Raw genomic sequence first — 25533 nt, 5'->3', positions numbered from 1 at the left:
CATCGGCGTAGTAGTGGATGTGGTCGATGACAAAGCCGGTGCGGGTCAGCGTGCGCCGGAGGATCGGCAGAAAATCGACCAGGAACGAAGTAGCGCGTGTGACGACGGCCGGTACGCCGACACGCGCCACGGCCTCGGCCCAGCGCGCGGCCGGCGGTTGGAGCAGGCCGTTGTGCACCGAACCGTGGTAGGTGCCGACCGCCAATGTGAGCCAGCGCTCTAGCTCGCGCAGCGTCAGGGCGGCCTTGTTTTCGGAATCGTAGTCGCCGCGCTGGTCAGGGTTGGAGAAGGTCGTTCCCGGCAGTTCGTCGTGAATCATCTGCATCGCCGTGCCGATGATCCGTTCCACGATGCCGCCATAGTGCGGCTGTCCCAGCGGGCGATAGTCCAGCCGGATGCCATGCTGCTCGCAACCCCGGCGCAGGGCCTCGCTCTTGAACTCGGCCGCGTTGTCTAGGTAGAGCAGCAAGGGCTTGCCGCTCATCTGCCAATCCATTTCCACGTTCAGTCCTTCCAGCCAAGGGCGCTTGTCGCAGGCGACATGCACGAGGCACAGGCCAACCGAAACGGCAGACGGCGCTTCCAGCGTGACGACCATGCCGAGCACGCAGCGGGTGAACACGTCGATGGCGAGGGTCAGGTACGGGCGGCCAATAGGTTGCCGGTCGCGGTCATCGACCACGATCAGGTCGATGACCGTATGGTCTATCTGCACCTGCTCCAGCGGCGCGGTCACGGCAGGAGGCTCGCCGCCCACACCTTGTAGGTCACGAGCGGCATCCTGGCCTTCCCGCCGGCGGATGACCTTGCGCGGGTCAAGGCTAGCGATCCGTAAGGCCACGGTATTGCGCGCCGGCACTCGCAGTTTTTGAGCCTTGCACACCTGAGTGACTTCGCGGTGAAAGGCCGCTAGGCTGCGCTTCTGCTTGGTCAGGAACCGCTTTTGCAGTAGCTCGTGGATGACGCGCTCGACCGGTTCCGGCAAGCGCCCCTTACCTTTACCTCCACCGGACTGGCCGGGCACCAGATCCGTCACGAGGCCGCTGCCTTGCCGGGCACGCCGGATCAGAACGTATACCTGGCGCCGAGACAAGCCCAGCGCCTGAGCCGCCATATCGGCCGCTTCGTGCCCGACCGTCTCCGACTGCGCCAACGGACTGATGATCTCCGCACGACGGCGCGCACGCTCCCAAGCCTCATCAGGCAGAGTGGCCACGCCTTGTTCTGGAATCCGTGGGGTGTCCGTCGCCATGCTCACCTCGCTTTGGTGCACACGAGTATTGAGCATAGTCGAGATTGGTGCAGATCACTTCTGATATTGAACTGTCAGGAGCTGGCTGCACAACAGCCATTACGCCCAATCAACTGGTGCAGTCGTCTTCTGAAAATGACATCCATGCCCAGCCCGTGCGCGAGCTGGATCACCGCCCGCACGATAGTTTGGTCACGGGCATCATCCGGGAGCCTGGCGACAAAGGATTGGTCGATTTTCAATGTGGTGATGGGGCAGCATTTCAGATGTTGCAGGCAGGAATAGCCGGTGCCGAAGTCGTCGGCGGCGAAGCGCACGCCGATGGCGCGCAAGGCGTCGAAACTGGCGAACAGGGCTGGATTGCCGAATGCGACCGATTCGGTCAGTTCGATCTCCAGAAGCTCGGCGGGCAGGGCCATATCGGCCAGCACCCGCTTTACCTCGTCGTCGAACGTTGGCCCAACCTGGCTGGCGGACACATTGATGGCAAGACGGAACGGTTGCCATGCCGGTCCTTGCCACTTGTGCATCTGGCGACAGGCCTCGCCCAGCACCCACGCGCCTATTTCCGGCATCAGGCCGAACGACTCGGCCAGCGGCAGGAACTGGCCGGGCGGCAACAGGCCAAGCCTCGGATGCCGCCAGCGCATCAACGCTTCCGCGCCAGCGATCCGGTGATCGCGCAGATCGACCAGCGGCTGGTAATGCAGGTCAAGCTGTCCGCGCGCCGCCGCCTGCGCCAACTCGGCCGCCGTCCATCCGGCGGGCTGCGAACTCGTCATGATCCGCCCCGGAAGGCGCGCAGCAGCCGCGTTACGGCCAGAACGAACAAGCCGGTCAGCGCGAGCGCGGCAACACCCCAATGCTCGCCAAGGAAGGCACCGGCGGTCGTCCCGGCCAGCACGGCGGCGAGAATCGGCAGATGGCAGGGGCAGGTCAACACGGCCAGCGCACCCCACAGGTAGCCGGAAACGGGTTGGCGCGTCTCGGGCGGCAGTTTGTCAGGGGCGTTCACGGCAATGCCTCCTCGTGCGCCCGCTCGGCTGGCATGGAGGCCAGTTGCGCGTCCAGATGGGCCAACGCCGCGCGCCGCCGCTCGACCAACTGGCGCAGCACGGCAAGCTGCGCTGCGGCTTGTGCGCCGTCCGCTGCGTCGAGCGCACGGCACAGCCGCGCCAGGGCATCCAGGCCGATACCCGCCTCGAAGGCCGCGCGCACGAAGCACAGCCGTTGCAAGGCCGCATCGTCGAACACGCCGTAGCCGCCCGTGGTGCAGGCCACCGGCCGTAACAAGCCGCGCACCAGGTAGTCGCGCACGATATGTACGCTCACCCCAGCGTTATGGGCCAGTTGCGATACCGTGTAGGCGCTCATCGCACACCTCCTTGTCCTCACCCGGCGCAGCAGGAAAGCTGCTTCACATCCTTGTTGAAGGTCTGCGCCGCGAGCTTCAACCCTTCGACCATCGTCAGGTAGGGGAACAACTGGTCGGCCAGTTCCTGCACCGTCATCCGGTTGCGAATCGCCAGTGCGGCCGTCTGGATCAGTTCGCCCGCTTCCGGGGCCACTGCCTGCACGCCGATCAGTCGTCCGCTGCCTTCTTCAACCACCAGTTTGATGAAGCCGCGCGTGTCGAAGTTGGCGAGCGCGCGCGGCACGTTGTCCAGCGTTAGCGTGCGACTATCAGTTTTGATGCCGTCATGGTGCGCTTCCGCCTCGCTGTAGCCTACGGTCGCCACTTGCGGGTCGGTGAACACCACGGCCGGCATCGCGGTCAGGTTCAGGGCCGCGTCACCGCCGGTCATGTTGATCGCGGCGCGAGTGCCGGCCGCTGCCGCCACATAGACGAACTGCGGCTGGTCGGTGCAGTCGCCTGCGGCGTAGATGTGTTCCACGCTTGTACGCATGCCGGGGTCGATGACGATAGCGCCTTGCGGGGTGAGCGTGACGCCCGTCGCATCCAGTGCCAGCTTGCGTGTGTTGGGCGCGCGGCCGGTGGCGACCAGCAGCTTGTCGGCGCGCAGTTCGCCGTGCGCCGTGGTGAGCACGAATTCGCCGTCCCCTTCACCATTGATATACGCGACCTGGCTGGCCTGGGTGTGTTCCCTCACCTCGATGCCCTCCATGCGGAATGCGGCCGTGACGGCTTCGCCTATAGCTGGGTCTTCGCGGAAGAACAGCGTGCTGCGAGCCAGGATCGTCACCTTCGCTCCGAGTCGGGCGAACGCCTGCGCCAGCTCCAGCGCCACCACTGATGAGCCAATCACGGCCAGGCGCTTAGGAATCGTCTCGCTGACCAGCGCTTCAGTGGAAGTCCAGTACGGAGTGTCTTTCAGGCCGGGAATCGGCGGCACGGCCGGGCTCGCGCCGGTGGCGATCAGGCAGCGGTCGAATGCCACCACGCGCTCGCCGCCGTCGTTGAGTTGCACGATCAGGTTGCGATTGTCCTTAAAGCGGGCGGAGCCGTGCAGCACAGTGATCGCCGGATTGCCCTCCAAGATGCCTTCGTACTTGGCGTGGCGCAGTTCATCGACGCGGGCCTGCTGCTGGGCCAGCAGCGCCGTGCGCTGGATGGTCGGCGTGGTAGCGGCGATGCCGCCATCGAACGGGCTTTCCCGGCGCAGATGGGCGATATGGGCGGCGCGGATCATGATCTTGGACGGCACACAACCGACATTGACGCAGGTGCCGCCGATGGTGCCGCGCTCGATCAGCGTGACACGTGCGCCTTGCTCGACGGCCTTCAGCGCCGCTGCCATCGCGGCCCCGCCGCTGCCGATGACGGCGATATGCAATGCGCCGCTGCTACCCGTCTTGTCGTTTCTGCCCAGCAGATCGCGCATCTTGTCGAGCAATCCGCCCGGCGTCGAAACTGAGGGGGCATCGGCCAGCGTGGCCCGATAACCGAGTCCAGCTACAGCGGCCGTCAGCGCGTCGGGTGACGTGCCGACCTCAATGGCGAGCTTGGCGCTGCCCTTGGCGTAGGAGACATCCGCTGATTGCACGCCGGGCACTTTCTCCAGGGCGTCCTTGACATGCACTGCGCACGAGTCGCAAGTCATGCCGGTGATTTTGAGAGTGCTCATACCATCGTTCCTTATTCGTGTGGGCCGCCGTGTCGCACGGTCAGCCGTCTTTCACAAGCGCTTGGCGGGGAGTTCGCAGCCGTCCAGTCCGCAACGGCGATGCGCCGGCGACACGAAGTCCCAGATCGACACCCCAATCATCAAGGCCAGGCCGACGTACATCAGGTTCGCCGTCCACCAGTTGCCGAGCAGCCAGACCGTGGCCGCAAACACGATGGCCGGGCCGATCATGCCGAGCAGACTGCGCAGCCATTGCCGATGACTGAACCAACCCAGCGCGTTCGCCAGGAAGGCCAGCGCGGCAAACAGCGGCAGCAGGCGGCTGATGAACAGTCCCTCGTACTGGCTCAAGAAGCCCAGCCCGATGGCCGCGCCGAAGCTGGCGAGGGCTGGAAAGCAGGCGGCGCAGCCCATCGCGGAAACGACGCTGCCGAGCGCGCCGGTTTTATCGGCAATGCGTGTCATCAGTCCCATGAAGCGGCTCTCGCTGTTGTCGTTGGCTTGCTGGCTCACTGCTTGACGCTGGACGGATAGCCGGCGTCTGCGGTGGCCTTGGTCAGCTTCTGTACGCTGGCCTTGGTGTCGTCAAAAGTGACGACGGCCTCGCGCTTCTCGAAGCCCACATCGACCTTGCTCACGCCTTCGACCTTGGAGAGCGCTTTCTTGACTGTGATCGGGCAGGCGGCGCAAGTCATGCCGGGAACCGCTAGCGTGACGGTCTGGGTAGCGGCCCACACCGGGGCAACAGCGGCGGCGAGGGCAAGGGAGGCAAACAGTTTCTTCATGATGAACTCCTGGTTAATAGAAAAATGGAACGACATAGGGAAATCCAAGCGCGACCAGGACCAGCACGGCCACGATCCAGAAAATCAGCTTGTAGGTGGCGCGCACCTGCGGAATCGCGCAGACCTCACCTGGCTTGCATGCCTGCACGGGCCGGTAAATCCGCTTCCAGGCGAAGAACAGCGCCACTAGCGCCGCGCCGATGAACAACGGTCGATAGGGTTCCAGCACCGTCAGGTTGCCGATCCAAGCACCGGAGAAGCCCAGGGCGACCAGTACTAGCGGCCCCAGGCAGCAGGTCGATGCAAGAATGGCGGCCAGCCCGCCGGCGAAGAGCGCACCGCGCCCGTTTTGTGGTTCAGACATACGTTGGCCCTTTTGAATTTGGATTGGATAGCGTAACCTTACTTCCGTACTCATGTACGGAGTCAAGCGATATGGAAAATAATTTGGAAAACCTGACCATTGGCGTTTTTGCCAAGGCGGCCGGGGTCAACGTGGAGACAATCCGCTTCTATCAGCGCAAGGGCCTGTTGCGGGAACCGGACAAGCCTTACGGCAGCATCCGCCGCTATGGGGAGGCGGACGTGGTTCGGGTGAAATTCGTGAAATCGGCACAGCGGCTGGGGTTCAGTCTGGACGAGATTGCCGAGCTGTTGCGGCTCGACGATGGCACCCACTGCGAGGAGGCCAGCAGCCTGGCCGAACACAAGCTCAAGGACGTGCGCGAGAAGATGGCCGACTTGGCGCGCATGGAAACCGTGCTGTCTGAACTCGTGTGCGCCTGCCATGCACGAAAGGGGAATGTTTCCTGCCCGTTGATCGCGTCACTACAGGGCGAAGCAGGCCTGGCAAGGTCAGCTATGCCTTAGCGTGCTTTATTTTCCGTTTTCTGAGGTGCCCCCTAATAGTGTTCTTCCATTTCGGTAAAAATCCCTACCATGGATTCCCACTCGTCCGGGGGGTAATGACTCCAACTTATTGATAGTGTTTTATGTTCAGATAAGGGGTCTGACGCTCAGTGGAACGAAAACTCACGTTAAGGGATTTTGGTCATGAGATTATCAAAAAGGATCTTCACCTAGATCCTTTTAAATTAAAAATGAAGTTTTAAATCAATCTAAAGTATATATGAGTAAACTTGGTCTGACAGTTACCAATGCTTAATCAGTGAGGCACCTATCTCAGCGATCTGTCTATTTCGTTCATCCATAGTTGCCTGACTCCCCGTCGTGTAGATAACTACGATACGGGAGGGCTTACCATCTGGCCCCAGTGCTGCAATGATACCGCGAGACCCACGCTCACCGGCTCCAGATTTATCAGCAATAAACCAGCCAGCCGGAAGGGCCGAGCGCAGAAGTGGTCCTGCAACTTTATCCGCCTCCATCCAGTCTATTAATTGTTGCCGGGAAGCTAGAGTAAGTAGTTCGCCAGTTAATAGTTTGCGCAACGTTGTTGCCATTGCTGCAGGCATCGTGGTGTCACGCTCGTCGTTTGGTATGGCTTCATTCAGCTCCGGTTCCCAACGATCAAGGCGAGTTACATGATCCCCCATGTTGTGCAAAAAAGCGGTTAGCTCCTTCGGTCCTCCGATCGTTGTCAGAAGTAAGTTGGCAGCAGTGTTATCACTCATGGTTATGGCAGCACTGCATAATTCTCTTACTGTCATGCCATCCGTAAGATGCTTTTCTGTGACTGGTGAGTACTCAACCAAGTCATTCTGAGAATAGTGTATGCGGCGACCGAGTTGCTCTTGCCCGGCGTCAACACGGGATAATACCGCACCACATAGCAGAACTTTAAAAGTGCTCATCATTGGAAAACGTTCTTCGGGGCGAAAACTCTCAAGGATCTTACCGCTGTTGAGATCCAGTTCGATGTAACCCACTCGTGCACCCAACTGATCTTCAGCATCTTTTACTTTCACCAGCGTTTCTGGGTGAGCAAAAACAGGAAGGCAAAATGCCGCAAAAAAGGGAATAAGGGCGACACGAAAATGTTGAATACTCATACTCTTCCTTTTTCAATATTATTGAAGCATTTACCAGGGTTATTGTCTCATGAGCGGATACATATTTGAATGTATTTAGAAAAATAAACAAATAGGGGTTCCGCGCACATTTCCCCGAAAAGTGCCACCTGACGTCTAAGAAACCATTATTATCATGACATTAACCTATAAAAATAGGCGTATCACGAGGCCTGTGGGAGGAAAATAAAGTGTCATCCTAACTACAGGACCCTGCAACGTAGCAATTCCTGCAAAAATCCATTTAAAACAATGACTTATTTCAATTCTGCCATCTGCAAGCGTTTTGTGGGGATGGAGGCCGGAATCATTAAAGTATCATCCTAATTTTCGCTCAACCTTGGAAAATGCTGAGAATCGTAAAAATAAAGTTTCATCCTTTCCGCTACTAGTTCAAGGCTTTCTTCCGGCCGCCGGCAACAACGCTGCTTGGCTGAGGCGATCCACTTGCGCTACCGCTCACTGATCAGATCGAACTTGAACTCGACGAGCAGCCAACCATCAGGCCGAGCGTGATCGCCAAAAAAAACGGATCATGCGAAATCCTTCGTTGAGTTTGGCGCGGGTTTTAGCAAATCAGCTGGCCCGCGATCCGGTTGAGAGTGATCCGAAGCGGTCCTTGACGACCGGCACAAATCGGCCGATTCTGTTGAAAAAGTAGCTTTAGCGGCAGCCTGCCGATCAGGTGTGCCTGCTGTCGAAGTGGCTGCAAGCCACTTCAAGTTGCCTTCCGGCGTTTCACTGAGCGTCCTTGCTCAGGTTTAAGGGTTAATTTGAGGGTTTCTGCTCGTAGCAGGCATACCTATCCCGTCAGCGGTGGCCCTTGAGGCAAAAGCTTGGCCATGCGGCGCAGGTTCTGCACCATCGCAGCCAAGGTGAATTCGTCAGTGGCACCCGTTAGGCCACGCAGTCGTAAACGGTCGAGTTTCATGATCCGTTTGAGGTGGGCGAAAAGCATCTCCACCTTCTTTCGTTCGCAGCGAGAGACGAGGTACTCCGGTGTCTTGGCGATGCGTCGAGCCACGTCGCGGGCAGCCTCATGGATGCTGCGGACGATCTTCCGATTCGGCGTGTTGGGGCAGCATTTCGCTTTCAACGGGCAGGTGGCGCAGTCGGTTTGGCTGGAGCGGTAAATGACGGTTTTGGCCTTAGTTACCCGCGACCTTTGCTGGGTGAAGGCGCGCCATTCACTGCGTAGCGGTTTGCCGGCTGGGCAGCGATATTCATTGGCGTCCTGACTCCAGTGAAAGTCGTTACTGGAGAGGCTGTCGTCCTTGCGCTCGGTCTTGTCCCACACCGGCACATGCGGTTCGATGTCCTTTTCTTCGACCATCCAGGCCAGCATCGGGGCGGTGCCATAAGCGGTATCGCCGATAAGGCGTTCCGGTGTGAGATCGAACTGCGCCTCGACACGCTCGACCATCGTCCTAGTCGAATCGACTTCGGCGGTACGGTGCGCCGGGGTAGCTTCCACGTCCATGATCACACCGTGCTCAGTGTCGATCAGGTAATTCGTGGAGTAGGCAAAAAAGGCCGGGCCACCTGGCGCTGCTGTCCAACGGGACTGAGGATCAGTGAGCGAAATTTTCTTGGGAAGAGCCTCAGCCAGCGCCTCTTCATCAAGGGCTTCGAGGTACTCGCGCACTGCGCGGCTGCTGAGCTTTGGATCGTTCCAATCGACCTCATCTCCCGCCACCCCACGTTGCCGGCTGGCATCCGCCTTAATGATGCTGGCGTCGACGGCGAAACCTTCACCCTTGACTAGGCCGGCTGCCATGCAGCGCCGCAGCACCTCATTGAATAACCAGCGGAATAGATCGCTGTCACGAAAACGCCCATGGCGATTCTTCGAGAAGGTCGAGTGATTGGGGACTTCGTCTTCCAGACCCAACCGGCAGAACCAGCGATAGGCCAGGTTCAGGTGCACCTCTTCGCACAATCGCCGCTCGGAACGAATGCCATAGCAGTAGCCGACGACCAGCATGCGCACCATCAACTCCGGGTCAATCGAGGGACGCCCGATGGGGCTATAGAAATCTGCCAGGTAGGCACGTAGATCACTGAGATCCAAGCACTGGTCGATGCTGCGCAGGAGATGTTGGGCCGGGACGTGATCTTCCAGATTGAACGAGTAGAACAGGCGCTGCTGTCCTCCCGGTAACTGTCCCATCATGCTGTTCGCCCCCACGCTCGCTGACAAAGCAATTTTGCCAACGGCATGGGGAGGCCGCTACTTTTTCAACAGAATCGGCCGCACACAGCCATTCGGCTCAACAGAACCCTGCCTTTACCCCACCAAACTCCGGAAACTCGCCCGGTAGTCCGTCGGCTTGAGATGCACATGTTGGCTGAGGTCGCCGGGTAGCGTGAACAGGCGCGGACCGTCCCGAAACTGGAACACGCGATACAGATGGAATTGATCGCCCGCCTCCTTGGAGAATTCGAGTTCGTTGTGGCTGACCAAGAAAGACGAGCCTACCCCGCCATTGGTGGTTTTCACCTCGATGAAGCGCTCATGGGCGTCCTCTTCGAACGACAGGATGTCGAACCCCGCACCGTCTCCCTGGGTGTCGGACACCCAATCCAGCCGCTGAAAAAGCTCTGGGTGGCCGAGCTCGGTCAGGCGTTGCTGTTCGTAGCCAATCACCCACTGCTCCCCTGCCCGGCCCAGCTTGCGGTTGGCTTCATCGCGAGCGGCATAATCGAACTTTCGCGGTAGGCGTTGCCGTAGAGATGCCGGGGTACGCACAAGCACTTCACGGGCGGGTGGTTCTACCAAAGCCGCTCGGTAGGTTTTGTCACCCGGAAGTTTTACCTCCTCCAGGGCATCGACAAGAGCGCCGACCGTCTGCTGATGTTCCAGAACGTAGGCGTGTACGGATTTACGCAGCAGCAGTTGGCTGTTGCCGCGTGGCTTGTAGCCGTTGATATAGGGCAGGCCCAGGGCATCGAGTACGGCGCTAATGTTCTGGTGCTTGAGCTCGACTGAAGACTTGCTGCGACCGTTCAGCAGTTGGCGCAGTGCCTGGTTGTGCTCGGACTTGTGGTACGGCTCCCCAGCCGCCTCGGCACGCAGCATGTCGAAATAGTCTTCGACCGTGGCCAGGACCTCTTCTTCGGACCAGTCTTCGCCGATGCGAATGATGCGAAACCCGAGCCGCGTCAGCGCCGGAACGACGGTCGTCTCGCCACCGGAGAAGCTGTCAGCAGTGAGCGGGCCCTGCTCGGGAAATTGCTTGCCGAAGGCCACACCGGCGATGGCCTTGGAATCGCAATCGGTGCCGGTCTTCGGATCACGTACCAGGAAGTCGCGGGACTTGCCGTAGCCGTGGCGCGCCAGGAATTTCGTGCGGCCCAGTTGCACGAACTCATCGATGGCAGCCTGCACGGCGGCGGGGCTTCGAAGCTGGGAGAGTTGAGACACAGGGTCCTTCCTTACTGTCATGGTGTGCCGGGAACCGCCGAGCCACGAGATTATGAGTAGCCCCTGAACAGAAACGTCACGATAAAAGCCGTGAACGCCACCAGGCCCATTAAATCCCTTGCGTATTTGCAGCCCGTGCTGTCCAAACCTGTACCAGGTCCGATCAACACGCTCCAACCATTGAGGTACGAAAACACCGCCTGACCGAACAAAAAATGCGTGATAGCCGCCGCAGCCATGACGCCGGAATCGTCAGACAGGCTGTAGCTGTTGACCATTGCCCTGTACGCCTGCATCTGAAATGGCTATTGCCCTGATGGGAGCCGGCTTTTCAGCCACCGACACCAGCGATGCCGTCAATATTCTTTACCCGATAACCATGACCGTACAAGCTAACAAGGCCTGGCAAGCCAGCGGACTTAAAAAGTCTTTTTTTCTACCATCCCACAAAAAAGTTCGTGGTGGAGAAAAGATAAGCTATGCAAGGCTTTAGGAGACGTGGTTTTTCAGGATGACGAAGAACGATTCGGCGCTAGGTGCAACATAGGTGCATCGCACGAGCGCTAGGAACGGCGAAAAAAGGCGGACGTGGCGAAATCGGTAGACGCAGCAGACTTTAAAATTGGAGTGCCCGCGGGGAAATCCGCGGAGTAGAACCGCTCAAAGTCGGGGAACGCTAACGGGCAATACCCTAAGCCAATCCCGAGCCAAGCCCCTTCGGGGGAAGGTGTAGAGACTGGACGGGCGGCGCCTAAAGCCTTCGGGCAATGGCGAAGGGACAGTCCAGACCACGAACGTCATCAGACGGCGGCGAAAGTCGAGGTGGTACGAAAATCTGCTTCTCTGTGAGAGTACGGGTTCGAGTCCCGTCGTCCGCACCACAAAGCCAAACATCCCTGCGATGATCGACCTCTGGGCGTTTGGTCGTGAGCCCGCCACCCTCGCGCTACGCTTTGCGCAGGCGTCGAAGGCGATCAGGTGCGCCCATCGATTCCGTCGAGCACCATCGCTGCGAGTTCATCGCTGGTGTGTGCACCACTATCGAGAACACGGGTTGTGCATGGAAGCCGTTCCCTTGCGGCCAAGCATCGGGCGACATTCGCTAATCGCCACTCTCGAATCTCCGCATTTCGATTCGGGTCAGGATGCATGGTCTGGTTCGCGATCCGGTGACGCAATAGGTCCTCGTTGAGCGTCAGAAAGATGTGCAGCAGCTGATCGTCGATCCGCCTTACCCCGTCGAGTATCTCAGTCAGATAGTCCGGGTGCACGAGCGTCATTGGGATGATGATGTCCTGCGAGTAATTCCTTCGAATCTCCCTGACCGCCGCGATCGTAAGTCCCCTCCACAAGGGGAGATCCTGATAGTCTCCGCTCGCTGGCATGGGGACCGTTTCTTTCACCACGAACCCGATTTCCTCGGGGTCAAAGATCAGCGATTTGGAACGCCGATCGCGCAGCCGCTTAGCGAGCGTCGTCTTTCCGGCGCCGAAAGGTCCGTTGATCCAGATTATCATTGTCGACGGCCTCTAACCTGAAGGCTCGCAAGAGCGCTCGACGGCCTCGTGCGGAGGCACGATCGGAGTGGTTCCGAAATGCTTCTCAAGATAGGTGACGCCGAACGTCACGATGTCCTGCGCGTCGAACAGGTAGCACTGAGCAAAGCCCACGACACCTTCTCGATGGCGACCGAGCTTCACGTAAGCATTTGCTATAGTTTCAACCGCATCCGGCTTTCCTTCGATAGCAAAGCAATCGAGAATGCCGTTTGAATCGTAATCCGATGCCGTTTTCCAGGCGACTTCACCGTCTCTTCCAAGCATCGGCATCTCATACGTCACCCACCGTTTGTTGGGGATATCGGCAACCGCCTCGGCGTAGTGCAATGCGGTAACGGAGTTTAGCGGCGCACCCAACAGCAGGGCCTTCCCGCCAAGGCGAACGAACCGCTCGACGGGCGATCCTTCCCCCAAGGCGTGACCGAGTTCGTGAGGCTCCGTCAGCGTTTCAGCCAGCGGACCAACCGCGACCATCGATGCATCGGGGTGCGCGCTGCGCCGCGCGCCGGGGGCTTGAACCAGAAATTGATTCAGCAGGCCGAACCCACGGTAAGTCCCGGCTGTTGCGGGATCGAACGGCAGCCAGGTACGGCGGGCTTCGTCATCCAGCCGAGCGCCATTCAGAGTCTCCTCGTAGGGTGATCGGTCCCACGACGCGTATCCCATCACAGTGCCAGTCGGCCCAACCGCGGAGCGTAACGCGGCAACGACCGTCTCCGCTCCTCCTTCGACCGGACCAATCGCTTTAAGTGAGGCATGCACCATCAAGAGGTCACCGGTTTGGACTCCGAGTTTTTGAAGCGCCTCCGTTATTGCCTTCCGCGTATGCATCGCGATATCTCCTCTAAACTGCAAAACACTATACGGGGTCTGACGCTCAGTGGAACGAAAACTCACGTTAAGGGATTTTGGTCATGAGATTATCAAAAAGGATCTTCACCTAGATCCTTTTAAATTAAAAATGAAGTTTTAAATCAATCTAAAGTATATATGAGTAAACGGCACTGTTGCAAATAGTCGGTGGTGATAAACTTATCATCCCCTTTTGCTGATGGAGCTGCACATGAACCCATTCAAAGGCCGGCATTTTCAGCGTGACATCATTCTGTGGGCCGTACGCTGGTACTGCAAATACGGCATCAGTTACCGTGAGCTGCAGGAGATGCTGGCTGAACGCGGAGTGAATGTCGATCACTCCACGATTTACCGCTGGGTTCAGCGTTATGCGCCTGAAATGGAAAAACGGCTGCGCTGGTACTGGCGTAACCCTTCCGATCTTTGCCCGTGGCACATGGATGAAACCTACGTGAAGGTCAATGGCCGCTGGGCGTATCTGTACCGGGCCGTCGACAGCCGGGGCCGCACTGTCGATTTTTATCTCTCCTCCCGTCGTAACAGCAAAGCTGCATACCGGTTTCTGGGTAAAATCCTCAACAACGTGAAGAAGTGGCAGATCCCGCGATTCATCAACACGGATAAAGCGCCCGCCTATGGTCGCGCGCTTGCTCTGCTCAAACGCGAAGGCCGGTGCCCGTCTGACGTTGAACACCGACAGATTAAGTACCGGAACAACGTGATTGAATGCGATCATGGCAAACTGAAACGGATAATCGGCGCCACGCTGGGATTTAAATCCATGAAGACGGCTTACGCCACCATCAAAGGTATTGAGGTGATGCGTGCACTACGCAAAGGCCAGGCCTCAGCATTTTATTATGGTGATCCCCTGGGCGAAATGCGCCTGGTAAGCAGAGTTTTTGAAATGTAAGGCCTTTGAATAAGACAAAAGGCTGCCTCATCGCTAACTTTGCAACAGTGCCTTCTGAAACGAAATTACAGATTACGGTTAAAATATAAAAAAAAGCCACCAATCCTGCCGGATACGGTGGCTTAAATACAGAATTAATTAATTTATTTCAGTATGTTATCACACATCAGCTGAAGTGTATTGATAAACCTTGCTGCATGAAAACCATCACAGACTGCATGATGAACCTGTACAGAAACAGGTAATAGTACGCGGTCACCTTCCTGCTGAAACTTTGCCATTGTAAAAACCGGGGAAAAATAATCATCATTTCCGGTGATATTCAGATTAAATCCGTCAAAACTCACCCAGGGTAACGATGATATATTCAGGTGATTCTCCGGTAAATTTCCCTGCGGAAACAACCTGGTATCATGCTGATATTCTGCTGTTACCGCGTTATAACCCGCCATAAACTCACTGAGATCCGGAAAATAACGGCAGGACAGTGCGGAGAATGTTTCGGTTTCTTTATGAAAGACAGTAAAGACCGGGTCTGACTGTTCCCAGTAAATCAGTTCATTATCTTTCATTGCCATCCGGAACTCCGGAAACTGATTAACAGCCCGGGAGATCAGGTAAATCATCAGCGGATAAAACTTATAACCGGTTTTCGCCAGTGCAGTACGCAAAGCGGTAATATCGAGTTTGGTGGTCAGGCTGAATCCGCATTTAATCTGCTGACGATAAAGGGCAAAATGTTCCCTGCGATTCCAGGTATTCAGGTCAATCCGGGTAAAATTCATGGTTATTCCTTCTGATTAATAGTGAAAAATATTAATAATCAGAAGGCAGTCTGGTTGTCTCAATGGGTAACATTCCGTCCTCCGTAAGCTGTCTGGTATTCAGTAATAATACCCGATACGGGCTTAATCTGTATTAAGCCCGGTTTTATTTATTCCGGCCACTCATCCGCAAATACATAGCGGATCAGTTCTGCGGATTCACGGGGCGGTGCTCTCAGCACATCCGCCATTAAATCAATTTCCATCTGACAGGTTTGCAGCTTGTCTTCCGCCAGCACATACGGATCATCCGTCAGGAAACTATCGCCGTATTTATCCACCGACCCCTGTATTTGTGCCGAAAATAATGACTGAATTTCATCAGCGGAATAATGCGCAACCGGAGCCCCTTCACCGGCTGAATTCACCAGATCCAGCAACGCTCTGTTACCGATAATAAAGTCACGGTACCCGGCGGAAGCCTTTTTCATATCCGGCGGGCCAGACACTTCCGGATGCAGCACACGAAAGCAGAAGTCACCGGAGGTATCCTGCGCCAGTGCTTTCTGCAAAAATTCCAGCCGCATTTTCCCGTAATTAATCACCGCGTCATCCCCCGCGAGATAAAGCAGTTTTTTAATATTTTCGGTGGCCCACTGTTGCAGGCGCATATAGTACTCTAAACAGGGCACTGTTGCAAATAGTCGGTGGTGATAAACTTATCATCCCCTTTTGCTGATGGAGCTGCACATGAACCCATTCAAAGGCCGGCATTTTCAGCGTGACATCATTCTGTGGGCCGTACGCTGGTACTGCAAATACGGCATCAGTTACCGTGAGCTGCAGGAGATGCTGGCTGAACGCGGAGTGAATGTCGATCACTCCACGATTTACCGCTGGGTTCAGCGTTATGCGCCTGAAATGGAAAAACGGCTGCGCTGGTACTGGCGTAACCCTTCCGATCTTTGCCCGTGGCACATGGATGAAACCTACGTGAAGGTCAATGGCCGCTGGGCGTATCTGTACCGGGCCGTCGACAGCCGGGGCCGCACTGTCGATTTTTATCTCTCCTCCCGTCGTAACAGCAAAGCTGCATACCGGTTTCTGGGTAAAATCCTCAACAACGTGAAGAAGTGGCAGATCCCGCGATTCATCAACACGGATAAAGCGCCCGCCTATGGTCGCGCGCTTGCTCTGCTCAAACGCGAAGGCCGGTGCCCGTCTGACGTTGAACACCGACAGATTAAGTACCGGAACAACGTGATTGAATGCGATCATGGCAAACTGAAACGGATAATCGGCGCCACGCTGGGATTTAAATCCATGAAGACGGCTTACGCCACCATCAAAGGTATTGAGGTGATGCGTGCACTACGCAAAGGCCAGGCCTCAGCATTTTATTATGGTGATCCCCTGGGCGAAATGCGCCTGGTAAGCAGAGTTTTTGAAATGTAAGGCCTTTGAATAAGACAAAAGGCTGCCTCATCGCTAACTTTGCAACAGTGGCGCGACGAGCAGCAGCACCAGGAGCAGAAGCACGTCGAGAAAAAGCAACAGCAGATCGAGCAGCGCCCACGGCGGGCCGCTCGCATCGGATAAGTCGAAAAATCCGGCTAAAGTGGCCGAGCTGCACATCAGGCCGCGCGGTTTTCCTCCCTGATCGCCGGCGCGGTTTCTTCCTCCCTGAACCGCATGCAGACTTGCCGCCTCGGACACCCCGAGGCGGTTTTTTTTCGCCTCGCTCGAGCATCGCCGCATCCGACGATGCCGAGACGACCAGGCCGCGCACGTCGAGCTGCAGCATCGCCATTGCCGACGATGGCACCAGGTCGCCGGCGGTGGCCACCGACCTCGAGCTCGCATCGCCACATCCGACGATGCGCGCCGGCGTCGACCATCGCCAGGTCTGACGATGGCGGCCGCCCTGCCCTGGATCTCGCATCGCCATTTCTGGCGATGAGATCCACGGAGCGGCCATTTAGACCCGCCAATAACGACCCGGCCAAGATAAATCGCATGACGGCCTTTTTGGCCGGGGGTAGCATGACCGGACACTTTGCGTATGCCCAAAGGAGCCCGCAAGTATGCGCAGGACGAAGCCAGTAGCCGCGCCGATGGTGGCGCGGGTCTATCTGCGCGTCAGCACCGACGCGCAGGACTTGGAACGCCAAGAGGCGATCACTACGGCCGCGAAGGCCGCCGGCTACTACGTCGCCGGCATCTACCGTGAGAAGGCATCCGGCGCACGCGCCGACCGGCCTGAGCTGCTGCGCATGATCGGCGACCTACAGCCCGGCGAGGTGGTCATTGCCGAGAAGATCGACCGCATCAGCCGCCTACCTTTGCCCGAGGCCGAGCGCCTGGTGGCCTCGATACAGGCCAAAGGCGCAAGCCTGGCCGTCCCTGGCGTGGTCGATCTATCCGACCTGGCGGCCGAGGCCCAGGGCGTCGCCAAGATCGTGCTGGAAGCCGTGCAGATCATGCTTTTTCGCCTGGCCTTGCAGATGGCCCGCGACGACTACGAGGACAGGCGCGAACGCCAGCGCCAAGGCATTGAGTTGGCCCGCCAGGCCGGGCGGTACAAGGGCCGCCGTGCTGATCCGAAGCGCCGCGCCCAAGTTGTCGCGCTGCGCAAGTCCGGCTACAGCATCAACAAGACCGCCGAGCTGGCCGGGTACAGTGCGGCCCAGGTGAAACGGATATGGGCCGAGGTCAGCCAGGCCGAAGCGAAGCAGCACGGCGCGTTCGTGGAGGACGCATTGACGGAAGCCGATGCCCTGGCCGCTGTCGGCCAGGATGAGCGCCAGGAGGAAAGGGCATGAAGAAGCCGAACCAAGACGACGAGCCGTTTTTCATCACCGAGGAGATTGCGGCCGAAATGATCGCCGGCGGCTATGAGTTCGAGCTGCCGCCCATTCCTTGCACCATCCGCCTACGCGACGTGCTGGAGCGCATGACCGATGCTGAGCTAGCATTGCAGCCGGGCGAGATCGCCGACCAGGAGCGTGAACGCTGCCGGCGCAAGCCGTGTTCAACCTCATGATCTGGTCATGGTATTTTTCATGGCACTGAGCCTGATAGTTCTTGCAAATTGTTGTCACTAAAGGGTTTTGTGTGCTTGTTTACAATCGAGTGGGAGTGACGGGCACTGGCTGGCAATGTCTAGCAACGGCAGGCATTTCGGCTGAGGGTAAAAGAACTTTCCGCTAAGCGATAGACTGTATGTAAACACAGTATTGCAAGGACGCGGAACATGCCTCATGTGGCGGCCAGGACGGCCAGCCGGGATCGGGATACTGGTCGTTACCAGAGCCACCGACCCGAGCAAACCCTTCTCTATCAGATCGTTGACGAGTATTACCCGGCATTCGCTGCGCTTATGGCAGAGCAGGGAAAGGAATTGCCGGGCTATGTGCAACGGGAATTTGAAGAATTTCTCCAATGCGGGCGGCTGGAGCATGGCTTTCTACGGGTTCGCTGCGAGTCTTGCCACGCCGAGCACCTGGTCGCTTTCAGCTGTAAGCGTCGCGGTTTCTGCCCGAGCTGTGGGGCGCGGCGGATGGCCGAAAGTGCCGCCTTGCTGGTTGATGAAGTACTGCCTGAACAACCCATGCGTCAGTGGGTGTTGAGCTTCCCGTTTCAGCTGCGTTTCCTGTTTGCCAGCCGGCCCGAGATCATGGGGTGGGTGCTGGGCATCGTTTACCGCGTCATTGCCACGCACCTGGTCAAGAAAGCGGGCCATACCCACCAAGTGGCCAAGACGGGCGCGGTCACCCTGATCCAGCGTTTTGGATCGGCGCTCAATCTGAATGTTCACTTCCACATGCTGTTTCTCGACGGTGTGTATGTCGAGCAATCCCACGGCTCAGCGCGTTTCCGCTGGGTCAAGGCGCCGACCAGCCCAGAGCTCACCCAGCTGACGCACACCATCGCCCACCGGGTGGGTCGCTATCTGGAACGGCAAGGCCTGCTGGAACGGGATGTCGAAAACAGCTATCTGGCCTCGGATGCGGTGGATGACGACCCGATGACACCCCTGCTGGGGCACTCGATCACTTACCGTATCGCTGTCGGTTCACAGGCGGGGCGAAAGGTGTTCACTTTGCAAACTCTGCCGACCAGTGGTGATCCGTTCGGTGACGGGATTGGCAAGGTAGCCGGGTCCAGCCTGCACGCCGGCGTGGCGGCCAGGGCCGATGAACGCAAGAAGCTCGAACGGCTGTGCCGGTACATCAGCCGCCCGGCGGTATCCGAGAAGCGGCTGTCGTTAACACGAGGCGGCAACGTGCGCTACCAGCTCAAGACGCCGTACCGGGACGGCACCACGCACGTCATTTTCGAACCATTGGATTTCATTGCAAGGCTGGCCGCCCTGGTACCGAAGCCCAGAGTCAACCTAACCCGCTTCCACGGGGTGTTCGCACCCAACAGTCGGCACCGGGCGTTGGTCACGCCGGCAAAACGGGGCAGGGGCAACAAGGTCAGGGTGGCTGATGAACCGGCAACACCAGCACAACGGCGAGCGTCGATGACATGGGCGCAACGGCTCAAGCGTGTTTTCAATATCGACATCGAGACCTGCAGCGGCTGCGGCGGCGCCATGAAAGTCATCGCCTGCATTGAAGACCCTATAGTGATCAAGCAGATCCTTGATCACCTGAAGCACAAAGCCGAAACCAGCGGGACCAGGGCGTTACCCGAAAGCCGGGCGCCACCGGCTGAGCTGCTCCTGGGTCTGTTTGACTGACGAGCCTGAAGGCCAACGATACCAATCAAAATGCTGCGTTCACAGCGCCGCGGCAGGGATCCGCCGTGCTGGTTGTCGGAAAAGGAGCCGCTAGTGGGAAAGAGGAGGGTAAATTTTCAGCGTTGCTGGCTCCCCGTCAGCCGGATTGGGTTGCATCGCAGGGGTGTCGAAAGAGTCAACTGCGGTCCAAAGCTGTTGGACTTGGGTGAAAAGGGCGTTTATTCTTCCTATACGTTGTCGGCAGCGGGCCAAAAAGGAATACGTCCATGCCCATCGAGGTGAAACCGGCTGTGAGCGCGGGTTCAAGCATATAGCCCGACAGGCGCGTATCCTTGCCGATCACGACACGATGGCGGTGGTCACCGCGACGAAAGACACGGCCAGCCGCCATGCCGACGCGCAAGGCGGTTTCCGCCGTCATCGCGCCTTCGTTGGCTTTGCCACGAATACCGTCTGTGCCGAAATATTTGCGCACCATAAGGTCGATTATCCTGTCGTCGGGTCGCCCTCAAAGGGGACATGCCTGCTGAACCGCGAATATAGAGAAATATCCCGAATGTGCAGTTAACGAATTCTTGCGGTTTCTTTCAGCGCCGCCAATACCGCCAGCCCGTCGCGCAAGGGGCGCGGCTCGTGTGTGCGGATGAAGTCAGCTCCACCTGCGGCGGCGGCAAGCTCTGCAGCGAGTGTCGCGGCCCCGACATCCCCCGGACCACGGCCTGTGAGCGCGCGCAGAAAGGATTTGCGCGAAACAGACAGAAGCACCGGCAAATCGAAGCGCAGCCGCAATTCATCGAACCGCGCCAGCACCGAGAGCGAGGTTTCGGGAGCAGCCCCCAGAAAAAACCCCATGCCGGGATCAAGGACAAGGCGGTTGCGTTTGATACCGGCACCCGTCAGCGCCGCGATGCGCGCGTCAAAGAACGCCGCAATGTGATCCATGATGTCGCCAGCGGGTGCCTCGCGCCGATCTGCCTGCCCGTCTTGCACCGAATGCATAACGACGAGTTTGGCAGATGATTTCGCCAATTGCGGATAGAACGCAGCGTCTGGAAAACCGCGAATATCATTGAGATAGGCCACACCACGCGACAAGGCATAGGCTTGCGTCGCGGGTTGATAACTGTCGAGCGAGACGGGAATGCCATCTGCCTTGAGCGCGTCCAGCACCGGCGCGATACGCGCGATTTCTGTGTCGGACGAAACAGGCGCGGCGTCGGGATTGCTGGATGCCGGACCGAGGTCGATCACATCTGCCCCCTCGGCCATCAGCTTACGCGCCTGCGCAATGGCTGCGTCTGGCGCCAGATACCGGCCTCCATCGGAGAAACTGTCCGAGGTTATGTTGACGATGCCGAAAATGATGAGCGATTTATTCATGGGGGCTTCTATAATAATAATAATCGAGCATGAGTCTCATACGGATGCTCGGGTCGAAAGGGAATCCCCAGGCGAGTAACCTGTTTGCGGTGATCCATTAGCTGCAGGAGCAGAATAGCATACATCTGGAAGCAAAGCCAGGAAAGCGGCCTATGGAGCTGTGCGGCAGCGCTCAGTAGGCAATTTTTCAAAATATTGTTAAGCCTTTTCTGAGCATGGTATTTTTCATGGTATTACCAATTAGCAGGAAAATAAGCCATTGAATATAAAAGATAAAAATGTCTTGTTTACAATAGAGTGGGTATCGGAGACGAAGAAGGACAAGGTACATGCTGACCGATACCAAGCTGCGCAATCTCAAGCCCAGGGACAAACTCTACAAAGTGAATGACCGGGAAGGTCTCTATGTGGGGGTCGCCTCAGAAAACGGAATCTATGGTCACTCCCGTTTTTGCAACACCGATTTTGACGACAAGTTGGCTTGCTTGAATCTATCCGGCGTCTGAATGGGATTTTATTCCCGCGCCTCGATGAGTTCCGCGCCTGATGAACCTCCAGAAAATATACGGCTTCAATGAGCCTTTCCGTTTTACAGGTTCCTCAACAGGCCGGTGGGCCGTTAGTATCATCAATATCAGTATTCGCAAAACCAGATGAATGATTGTTTAAACTGGTGTATTTCTGCCTTTATGCTTCGTAAGTTTGCTGTCGCGCCGTCAGTGCCCAGGCTATTCTGGCCAGCTTGTTTGCCAGAGCACAGGTGACGACAAAGTTGCTTTTCCGACACAACAACTCCCTGACCCAGTCGGCCAACTTGCCAGACTGGTGTTCCAGTTTTTGTATGAATACCCTGGCACACTGAACCAACAAAGTTCGGATCTTTTTGTTGCCCCGCTTGCTAATCCCTAACAATGTCGTCCGACCTCCCGTGCTGTACTGTCGGGGTACCAGCCCTGTTGCCGCCGCAAAGTCACGGCTGCTGGCGTACTGCTTCCCGTCGCCAATCTCAGTTGAAATAGTACTGGCAGTCAGCGTTCCAACGCAGGGAATACTCAGCAAGCGCTGTCCAACCTCATCTTCGTCCAACTTTCGTTTCAACTGAGATTCCAGATCTTTAATCTGCTCAACAAGATAGTGATAATGCTGTTGTAATTTCAGCAGTAACTGGCTGAGATAAAGAGGCAAACTACTGTCCTCAAGAAGGGTACTCAGTCGACTAATAACGGCAGCACCTCGCGGAACGCTGATACCAAATTCCAGCAGAAAAGCATGCATCTGATTAGTTGTTTTCACCTTATCCTGAACCAGGGATTCACGGACACGATGCAGAGCTCGCATTGCCTGCTGAGATTCGGTTCTGGGCTGCACGAAACGCATAGATGGACGTGATGCTGCTTCACAGATAGCTTCAGCATCAACGAAGTCATTTTTGTTGCTTTTAACGAATGGGCGGACAAATTGCGGTGATATCAGCTTTGGAAAATGCCCTAACTCTTCCAGCTTGCGTGCCATAAAGTGAGAACCGCCACAGGCTTCCATCGCGATGGTTGTTGCCGGGCATGTCGCCAGAAATTCGATTAGCTTTGGTCGGGTGAATTTTTTACGGTAAACGGCCTTCCCACGATGATCCTGACAATGAATATGGAAAGAGTTCTTACCCAGATCGATACCAATAAGCGCAATGTTTTCCATGATGGTTCTCCGAATGAAAGCCTGTCCTCAGCATAGTACTGGGAAGGAGGGAGTGACCATCTCATTAAATAAAGCACGCTAAGCCGGTTGCAGCGGTCGTAGCGGCCTGAACTTGCCCGCGCCGATCTTGGCGCTGCTGCGCCAGAGGTAATCGCCGGTGAGGTTGATGTGCTCCCAACCGAGCGGCGACAGGTACTGCAACAGCGCGTCATCAACGGCATGGCCGTTGCCACGCAGCGCGTGCGCAGCCCGTTCCAGATAGACCGTGTTCCACAACACGACGGCAGCCGTTACCAGATTGAGGCCGCTAGCCCGGTAGCGCTGCTGCTCGAAACTGCGGTCGCGGATTTCACCCAGGCGGTTGAAAAACACTGCCCTGGCCAGCGCATTGCGCGCCTCGCCCTTGTTCAGGCCGGCATGCACGCGGCGGCGCAGTTCCACGCTTTGCAGCCAGTCCAGGATGAACAGCGTGCGCTCGATGCGGCCCAGCTCGCGGAGCGCCACGGCCAGGCCGTTCTGGCGTGGGTAGCTGCCGAGCTTTCGGAGCATCAGGGAGGCCGTCACCGTGCCCTGCTTGATCGAGGTGGCCAGCCGCAGGATTTCGTCCCAATGGGCGCGGACGTGCTTGATGTTGAGCGTGCCGCCGATCATGGGTTTCAGCGCGTCATAGGCGGCGTCGCCCTTCGGGATGTAGAGCTTGGTGTCGCCCAGGTCGCGGATGCGCGGCGCGAAGCGGAAGCCCAGGAGGTGCATCAGGGCGAAGACGTGATCGGTGAAGCCCGCCGTGTCGGTGTAATGCTCCTCGATCCGCAAGTCGGACTCGTGGTACAGCAGGCCGTCGAGCACGTAGGTCGAATCGCGCACGCCGACGTTCACGACCTTGGTGTGAAATGGCGCGTACTGGTCAGAAATGTGGGTGTAGAACGTCCGCCCTGGGCTGCTCCCGTATTTCGGGTTGATGTGGCCGGTGCTCTCGGCCTTGCTGCCGGTGCGGAAGTTCTGGCCGTCCGACGATGAGGTGGTGCCGTCGCCCCAGTGCTCGGCGAAGGGATGGCGGAACTGTGCGTTGACCAGATCGGCCAGCGCCGCCCCGTAGGTTTCGTCGCGGATGTGCCAGGCTTGCAGCCAAGCCAGCTTGGCGTAGGTCGTGCCGGGGCAAGACTCCGCCATCTTGGTCAGGCCCAGGTTGATCGCGTCGGCGAGGATCGTGGTCAGCAACAGGTTCTTGTCTTTGGCCGGGTCGCCCGATTTCAGATGCGCGAAATGCCGAGTGAAGCCCGTCCATTCGTCCACCTCCAGCAGCAGTTCGGTGATCTTGACGTGCGGCAGGATCATTGCCGTCTGGTCGATCAGCGCTTGGGCGGTGTCGGGTACCGCCGCGTCGAGCGGCGTGATCTTCAAGCCTGACTCGGTGATGATGGCGTCCGGCAGCTCGTTGGCCGTCGCCATACGGTTGACGGTGGCAAGCTGTGTTTCCAGCAGCGTCAGCCGGTCGTTCAGGTACCGGTTGCAGTCGGTGGCCACGGCCAGCGGCAATTCGCTGGCCTGCTTGAGGCTGGCGAATTTCGCGGGCGGCACCAGGTAGTCCTCGAAGTCCTTGAACTGGCGCGACCCCTGCACCCAGATGTCGCCGGAACGCAACGCGTTCTTCATCTCCGACAGCGCGCACAGTTCGTAGTAGCGCCGGTCGATGCCGGTGTCGGTCATGACCAGCTTCTGCCAGCGCGGCTTGATGAACTCGGTCGGCGCGTCGGCGGGCACCTTGCGGGCGTTGTCGCTGTTCATGCCGCGCAGCACCTCGATGGCGTCGAGCACGTCCTTCGCGGCGGGAGCGGCCCGCAGCTTGAGCACGGCAAGGAATTCCGGCGCGTAGCGGCGCAGCGTGGCGTAGCTTTCGCCGATGCGGTGCAGGAAATCGAAGTCCTCGGGCTGCGCAAGCTTCTGCGCTTCGGTGACGCTCTCGGCGAAGGCATCCCAGGACATGACGGCCTCGATGGCGGCGAACGGATCGCGGCCCGCCTGCTTGGCCTCGATCAGCGCCTGGCCGATGCGGCCGAACAGCCGCACCTTGGCGTTGATCGCCTTGCCGGACGCCTGGAATTGCTGCTGATGCTTGTTCTTGGCGGCGTTGAACAGCTTGCCCAGGATGCGGTCGTGCAGGTCGATGATTTCGTCGGTGACGGTGGCCATGCCCTCGATGGCAAGCGCCACCAGGGTGGCATAGCGTCGCTGCGCCTCGAACTTGGCCAGGTCGGCGGGCGTCATCTGGCCACCCTCACGGGCGATCTTGAGCAGGCGGTTCTGGTGCACCGACCGCTCGATGCCAGAAGGCAGGTCGAGCGCCTGCCACGCTTTGAGGCGTTCGATGTGTTCCAGCATGTGCCGCGAATTCGGTTTGACGGGCGATTGGCGCAGCCAGGCCAGCCAGGTCGTTTTGCCGTTGTCCCGACGCTTGAGCAGATCGTCGAGGCGGCGGCGATGCGCGTCCGACAGCGGTTCGGCCAAGGCATCGTAGATGCGCCGGTTGGCGCGGGTGATTGCTTCGGCGCTCGCCCGCTCGACGGCGTTGAGGGCAGGCAGAATGACCGACTGCTGCCGCAGGTGCTCGATCAAGGTGCTGGCCAGCACGATGCCCTTGTCGGTCTGCAAGGCCATCTCGGTCAGCAACTGGACGGCCTGCCGGTAGTGGCCCATGGTAAAGGGCTGGAAGCCGAACACCGTTTGCAGTTCGACCAGGTGCTCGCGCCGGGTCTGCTCCCGCTGCCCGTATTCGTCCCAGCTTTCGACGCTGACCTTGAGCTGGTCGGCGACCAGTTTCAACAAGGGCGGAAACGGCGGCTCATCGACGCCCAGGATGACACCAGGAAAGCGCAGGTAACAGAGCTGCACGGCGAAGCCCAGCCGGTTGGCCGGGCCGCGCCGCTGCCGGATGATGGAGAGGTCGGTTTCGCTGAACGTGTAGTGACGGATCAACTCATCCTTGGTGTCCGGCAACGCCAGCAGGCTTTCGCGCTCGGCGGCGGACAGGATTGAACGACGTGGCATA

The 25533-nt window shown here is 58.1% G+C and carries 26 protein-coding genes and 3 pseudogenes; 8 read left to right on the top strand and 21 right to left on the bottom strand.

The window, feature by feature from the left end; translation table 11 throughout:
- Position 1: 1 nt before the first annotated feature.
- The 8 genes and pseudogenes from LY264_RS25005 to LY264_RS24970 all read right to left on the bottom strand — a co-directional run.
- A pseudogene (locus tag LY264_RS25005) lies at positions 2-1252 on the bottom strand (DNA-binding domain-containing protein); the annotation flags it as partial.
- A 74-nt stretch (positions 1253-1326) separates the two neighbouring features.
- Positions 1327-1995, bottom strand: coding sequence for an EAL domain-containing protein (locus LY264_RS25000; RefSeq protein ID WP_001300294.1), 669 nt, complete (start codon positions 1993-1995; stop codon positions 1327-1329).
- 35 nt (positions 1996-2030) lie between these two features.
- On the bottom strand, positions 2031-2267 hold the full coding sequence (merE, locus tag LY264_RS24995; RefSeq protein ID WP_000993386.1) for a broad-spectrum mercury transporter MerE: 237 nt from the start codon (positions 2265-2267) through the stop codon (positions 2031-2033).
- On the bottom strand, positions 2264-2626 hold the full coding sequence (gene merD, locus LY264_RS24990; RefSeq protein ID WP_001277456.1) for a mercury resistance co-regulator MerD: 363 nt from the start codon (positions 2624-2626) through the stop codon (positions 2264-2266). Before merD ends, merE begins: the two co-directional genes overlap by 4 nt.
- A gap of 17 nt (positions 2627-2643) precedes the next feature.
- Positions 2644-4338 carry a mercury(II) reductase gene (gene merA, locus LY264_RS24985; protein ID WP_000105636.1) on the bottom strand — a complete coding sequence of 565 codons (1695 nt, stop codon included), beginning with the start codon at positions 4336-4338 and terminating at the stop codon, positions 2644-2646.
- A gap of 51 nt (positions 4339-4389) precedes the next feature.
- A complete protein-coding gene (gene merC, locus LY264_RS24980; RefSeq protein ID WP_001447540.1) occupies positions 4390-4812 on the bottom strand; it encodes an organomercurial transporter MerC in 423 nt (140 codons plus the stop codon).
- Between the two features lie 35 nt (positions 4813-4847).
- Positions 4848-5123, bottom strand: a complete 276-nt coding sequence (gene merP / locus LY264_RS24975; RefSeq protein WP_000732292.1) for a mercury resistance system periplasmic binding protein MerP — start codon at positions 5121-5123, stop codon at positions 4848-4850.
- A 13-nt stretch (positions 5124-5136) separates the two neighbouring features.
- On the bottom strand, positions 5137-5487 hold the full coding sequence (locus tag LY264_RS24970; RefSeq protein WP_001294663.1) for a mercuric transport protein MerT: 351 nt from the start codon (positions 5485-5487) through the stop codon (positions 5137-5139).
- A 71-nt stretch (positions 5488-5558) separates the two neighbouring features.
- On the opposite strand from LY264_RS24970, the gene merR reads away from it, so the two are divergent.
- A complete protein-coding gene (merR, locus tag LY264_RS24965; protein WP_000429836.1) occupies positions 5559-5993 on the top strand; it encodes an Hg(II)-responsive transcriptional regulator in 435 nt (144 codons plus the stop codon).
- Between the two features lie 281 nt (positions 5994-6274).
- Here the strand turns inward: merR and LY264_RS24960 are convergent, their stop codons facing one another.
- The 4 genes from LY264_RS24960 to LY264_RS24945 form a co-directional block, all read right to left on the bottom strand.
- A complete protein-coding gene (locus tag LY264_RS24960; RefSeq protein ID WP_000027057.1) occupies positions 6275-7135 on the bottom strand; it encodes a broad-spectrum class A beta-lactamase TEM-1 in 861 nt (286 codons plus the stop codon).
- 820 nt (positions 7136-7955) lie between these two features.
- A complete protein-coding gene (locus LY264_RS24955) occupies positions 7956-9326 on the bottom strand; it encodes an IS1182-like element ISCfr1 family transposase (protein WP_000971921.1) in 1371 nt (456 codons plus the stop codon).
- Positions 9327-9440: 114 nt separating this feature from the next.
- Entirely contained in the window at positions 9441-10577 is a 1137-nt protein-coding gene (locus tag LY264_RS24950; RefSeq protein WP_000080861.1) for a protein NO VEIN domain-containing protein, read from the bottom strand.
- A 50-nt stretch (positions 10578-10627) separates the two neighbouring features.
- On the bottom strand, positions 10628-10855 hold the full coding sequence (locus tag LY264_RS24945; protein ID WP_000248278.1) for a hypothetical protein: 228 nt from the start codon (positions 10853-10855) through the stop codon (positions 10628-10630).
- 23 nt (positions 10856-10878) lie between these two features.
- Here LY264_RS24945 and LY264_RS24940 point away from each other — a divergent pair, with 23 nt between their 5' ends.
- Entirely contained in the window at positions 10879-11070 is a 192-nt protein-coding gene (locus LY264_RS24940) for a hypothetical protein (RefSeq protein ID WP_000951934.1), read from the top strand.
- A 481-nt stretch (positions 11071-11551) separates the two neighbouring features.
- Here LY264_RS24940 and LY264_RS24935 read toward each other — a convergent pair whose 3' ends face one another.
- Both LY264_RS24935 and aac(3)-IId read right to left on the bottom strand, forming a co-directional pair.
- Positions 11552-12094 (bottom strand): AAA family ATPase, encoded by a 543-nt coding sequence (locus LY264_RS24935; RefSeq protein WP_000587837.1) that lies wholly within the window; start codon positions 12092-12094, stop codon positions 11552-11554.
- Between the two features lie 12 nt (positions 12095-12106).
- Positions 12107-12967 carry an aminoglycoside N-acetyltransferase AAC(3)-IId gene (gene aac(3)-IId / locus LY264_RS24930; RefSeq protein ID WP_000557454.1) on the bottom strand — a complete coding sequence of 287 codons (861 nt, stop codon included), beginning with the start codon at positions 12965-12967 and terminating at the stop codon, positions 12107-12109.
- 232 nt (positions 12968-13199) lie between these two features.
- Here aac(3)-IId and LY264_RS24925 point away from each other — a divergent pair, with 232 nt between their 5' ends.
- Positions 13200-13904, top strand: a complete 705-nt coding sequence (locus LY264_RS24925; protein WP_001067855.1) for an IS6-like element IS26 family transposase — start codon at positions 13200-13202, stop codon at positions 13902-13904.
- A gap of 143 nt (positions 13905-14047) precedes the next feature.
- Here the strand turns inward: LY264_RS24925 and LY264_RS24920 are convergent, their stop codons facing one another.
- Together LY264_RS24920 and LY264_RS24915 are read right to left on the bottom strand one after the other, a co-directional pair.
- Entirely contained in the window at positions 14048-14689 is a 642-nt protein-coding gene (locus LY264_RS24920; protein ID WP_001011939.1) for a type A-2 chloramphenicol O-acetyltransferase CatII, read from the bottom strand.
- Between the two features lie 149 nt (positions 14690-14838).
- On the bottom strand, positions 14839-15339 hold the full coding sequence (locus tag LY264_RS24915; protein ID WP_001239317.1) for a hypothetical protein: 501 nt from the start codon (positions 15337-15339) through the stop codon (positions 14839-14841).
- Positions 15340-15418: 79 nt separating this feature from the next.
- Here LY264_RS24915 and LY264_RS24910 point away from each other — a divergent pair, with 79 nt between their 5' ends.
- Complete coding sequence (locus LY264_RS24910; protein WP_001067855.1) at positions 15419-16123, top strand: IS6-like element IS26 family transposase; 705 nt, start codon at positions 15419-15421, stop codon at positions 16121-16123.
- A gap of 33 nt (positions 16124-16156) precedes the next feature.
- Here the strand turns inward: LY264_RS24910 and LY264_RS24905 are convergent, their stop codons facing one another.
- The gene (locus tag LY264_RS24905; RefSeq protein ID WP_249457705.1) at positions 16157-16426 is read right to left on the bottom strand and encodes a hypothetical protein; all 270 of its coding nucleotides are present in this window, start codon (positions 16424-16426) and stop codon (positions 16157-16159) included.
- A 326-nt stretch (positions 16427-16752) separates the two neighbouring features.
- Here LY264_RS24905 and LY264_RS24900 point away from each other — a divergent pair, with 326 nt between their 5' ends.
- From LY264_RS24900 to LY264_RS24890, 3 genes are all read left to right on the top strand, one after another.
- Positions 16753-17490: a recombinase family protein gene (locus LY264_RS24900; RefSeq protein WP_001446887.1), complete on the top strand. Its 738-nt coding sequence runs from the start codon at positions 16753-16755 to the stop codon at positions 17488-17490.
- Entirely contained in the window at positions 17487-17711 is a 225-nt protein-coding gene (locus LY264_RS24895; protein ID WP_000743213.1) for a hypothetical protein, read from the top strand. Before LY264_RS24900 ends, LY264_RS24895 begins: the two co-directional genes overlap by 4 nt.
- A 210-nt stretch (positions 17712-17921) precedes the next feature.
- The gene (locus LY264_RS24890) at positions 17922-19415 is read left to right on the top strand and encodes an IS91-like element ISCR2 family transposase (RefSeq protein WP_001120888.1); all 1494 of its coding nucleotides are present in this window, start codon (positions 17922-17924) and stop codon (positions 19413-19415) included.
- Positions 19416-19650: 235 nt separating this feature from the next.
- On the opposite strand, the pseudogene glmM reads toward LY264_RS24890, so the two are convergent.
- A pseudogene (glmM, locus tag LY264_RS24885) lies at positions 19651-19893 on the bottom strand (phosphoglucosamine mutase); the annotation flags it as partial.
- 86 nt (positions 19894-19979) lie between these two features.
- Entirely contained in the window at positions 19980-20795 is an 816-nt protein-coding gene (gene sul2 / locus LY264_RS24880; protein ID WP_001043260.1) for a sulfonamide-resistant dihydropteroate synthase Sul2, read from the bottom strand.
- 329 nt (positions 20796-21124) lie between these two features.
- Here sul2 and LY264_RS24875 point away from each other — a divergent pair.
- Positions 21125-21229 (top strand): annotated as a pseudogene (locus LY264_RS24875) (Arm DNA-binding domain-containing protein); the annotation flags it as partial.
- A 253-nt stretch (positions 21230-21482) separates the two neighbouring features.
- On the opposite strand, the gene LY264_RS24870 reads toward LY264_RS24875, so the two are convergent.
- Together LY264_RS24870 and LY264_RS24865 are read right to left on the bottom strand one after the other, a co-directional pair.
- On the bottom strand, positions 21483-22487 hold the full coding sequence (locus LY264_RS24870) for an IS110-like element IS5075 family transposase (protein WP_000427619.1): 1005 nt from the start codon (positions 22485-22487) through the stop codon (positions 21483-21485).
- Positions 22488-22565: 78 nt separating this feature from the next.
- On the bottom strand, positions 22566-25532 hold the full coding sequence (locus LY264_RS24865; protein WP_001138070.1) for a Tn3 family transposase: 2967 nt from the start codon (positions 25530-25532) through the stop codon (positions 22566-22568).
- Between the last annotated feature and the right edge of the window lies 1 nt (position 25533).

The organism is Citrobacter portucalensis, from assembly GCF_023374935.1.
GTDB lineage: Bacteria > Pseudomonadota > Gammaproteobacteria > Enterobacterales > Enterobacteriaceae > Citrobacter > Citrobacter portucalensis.
This window is presented reverse-complemented; position numbering and strand designations above follow the sequence as displayed.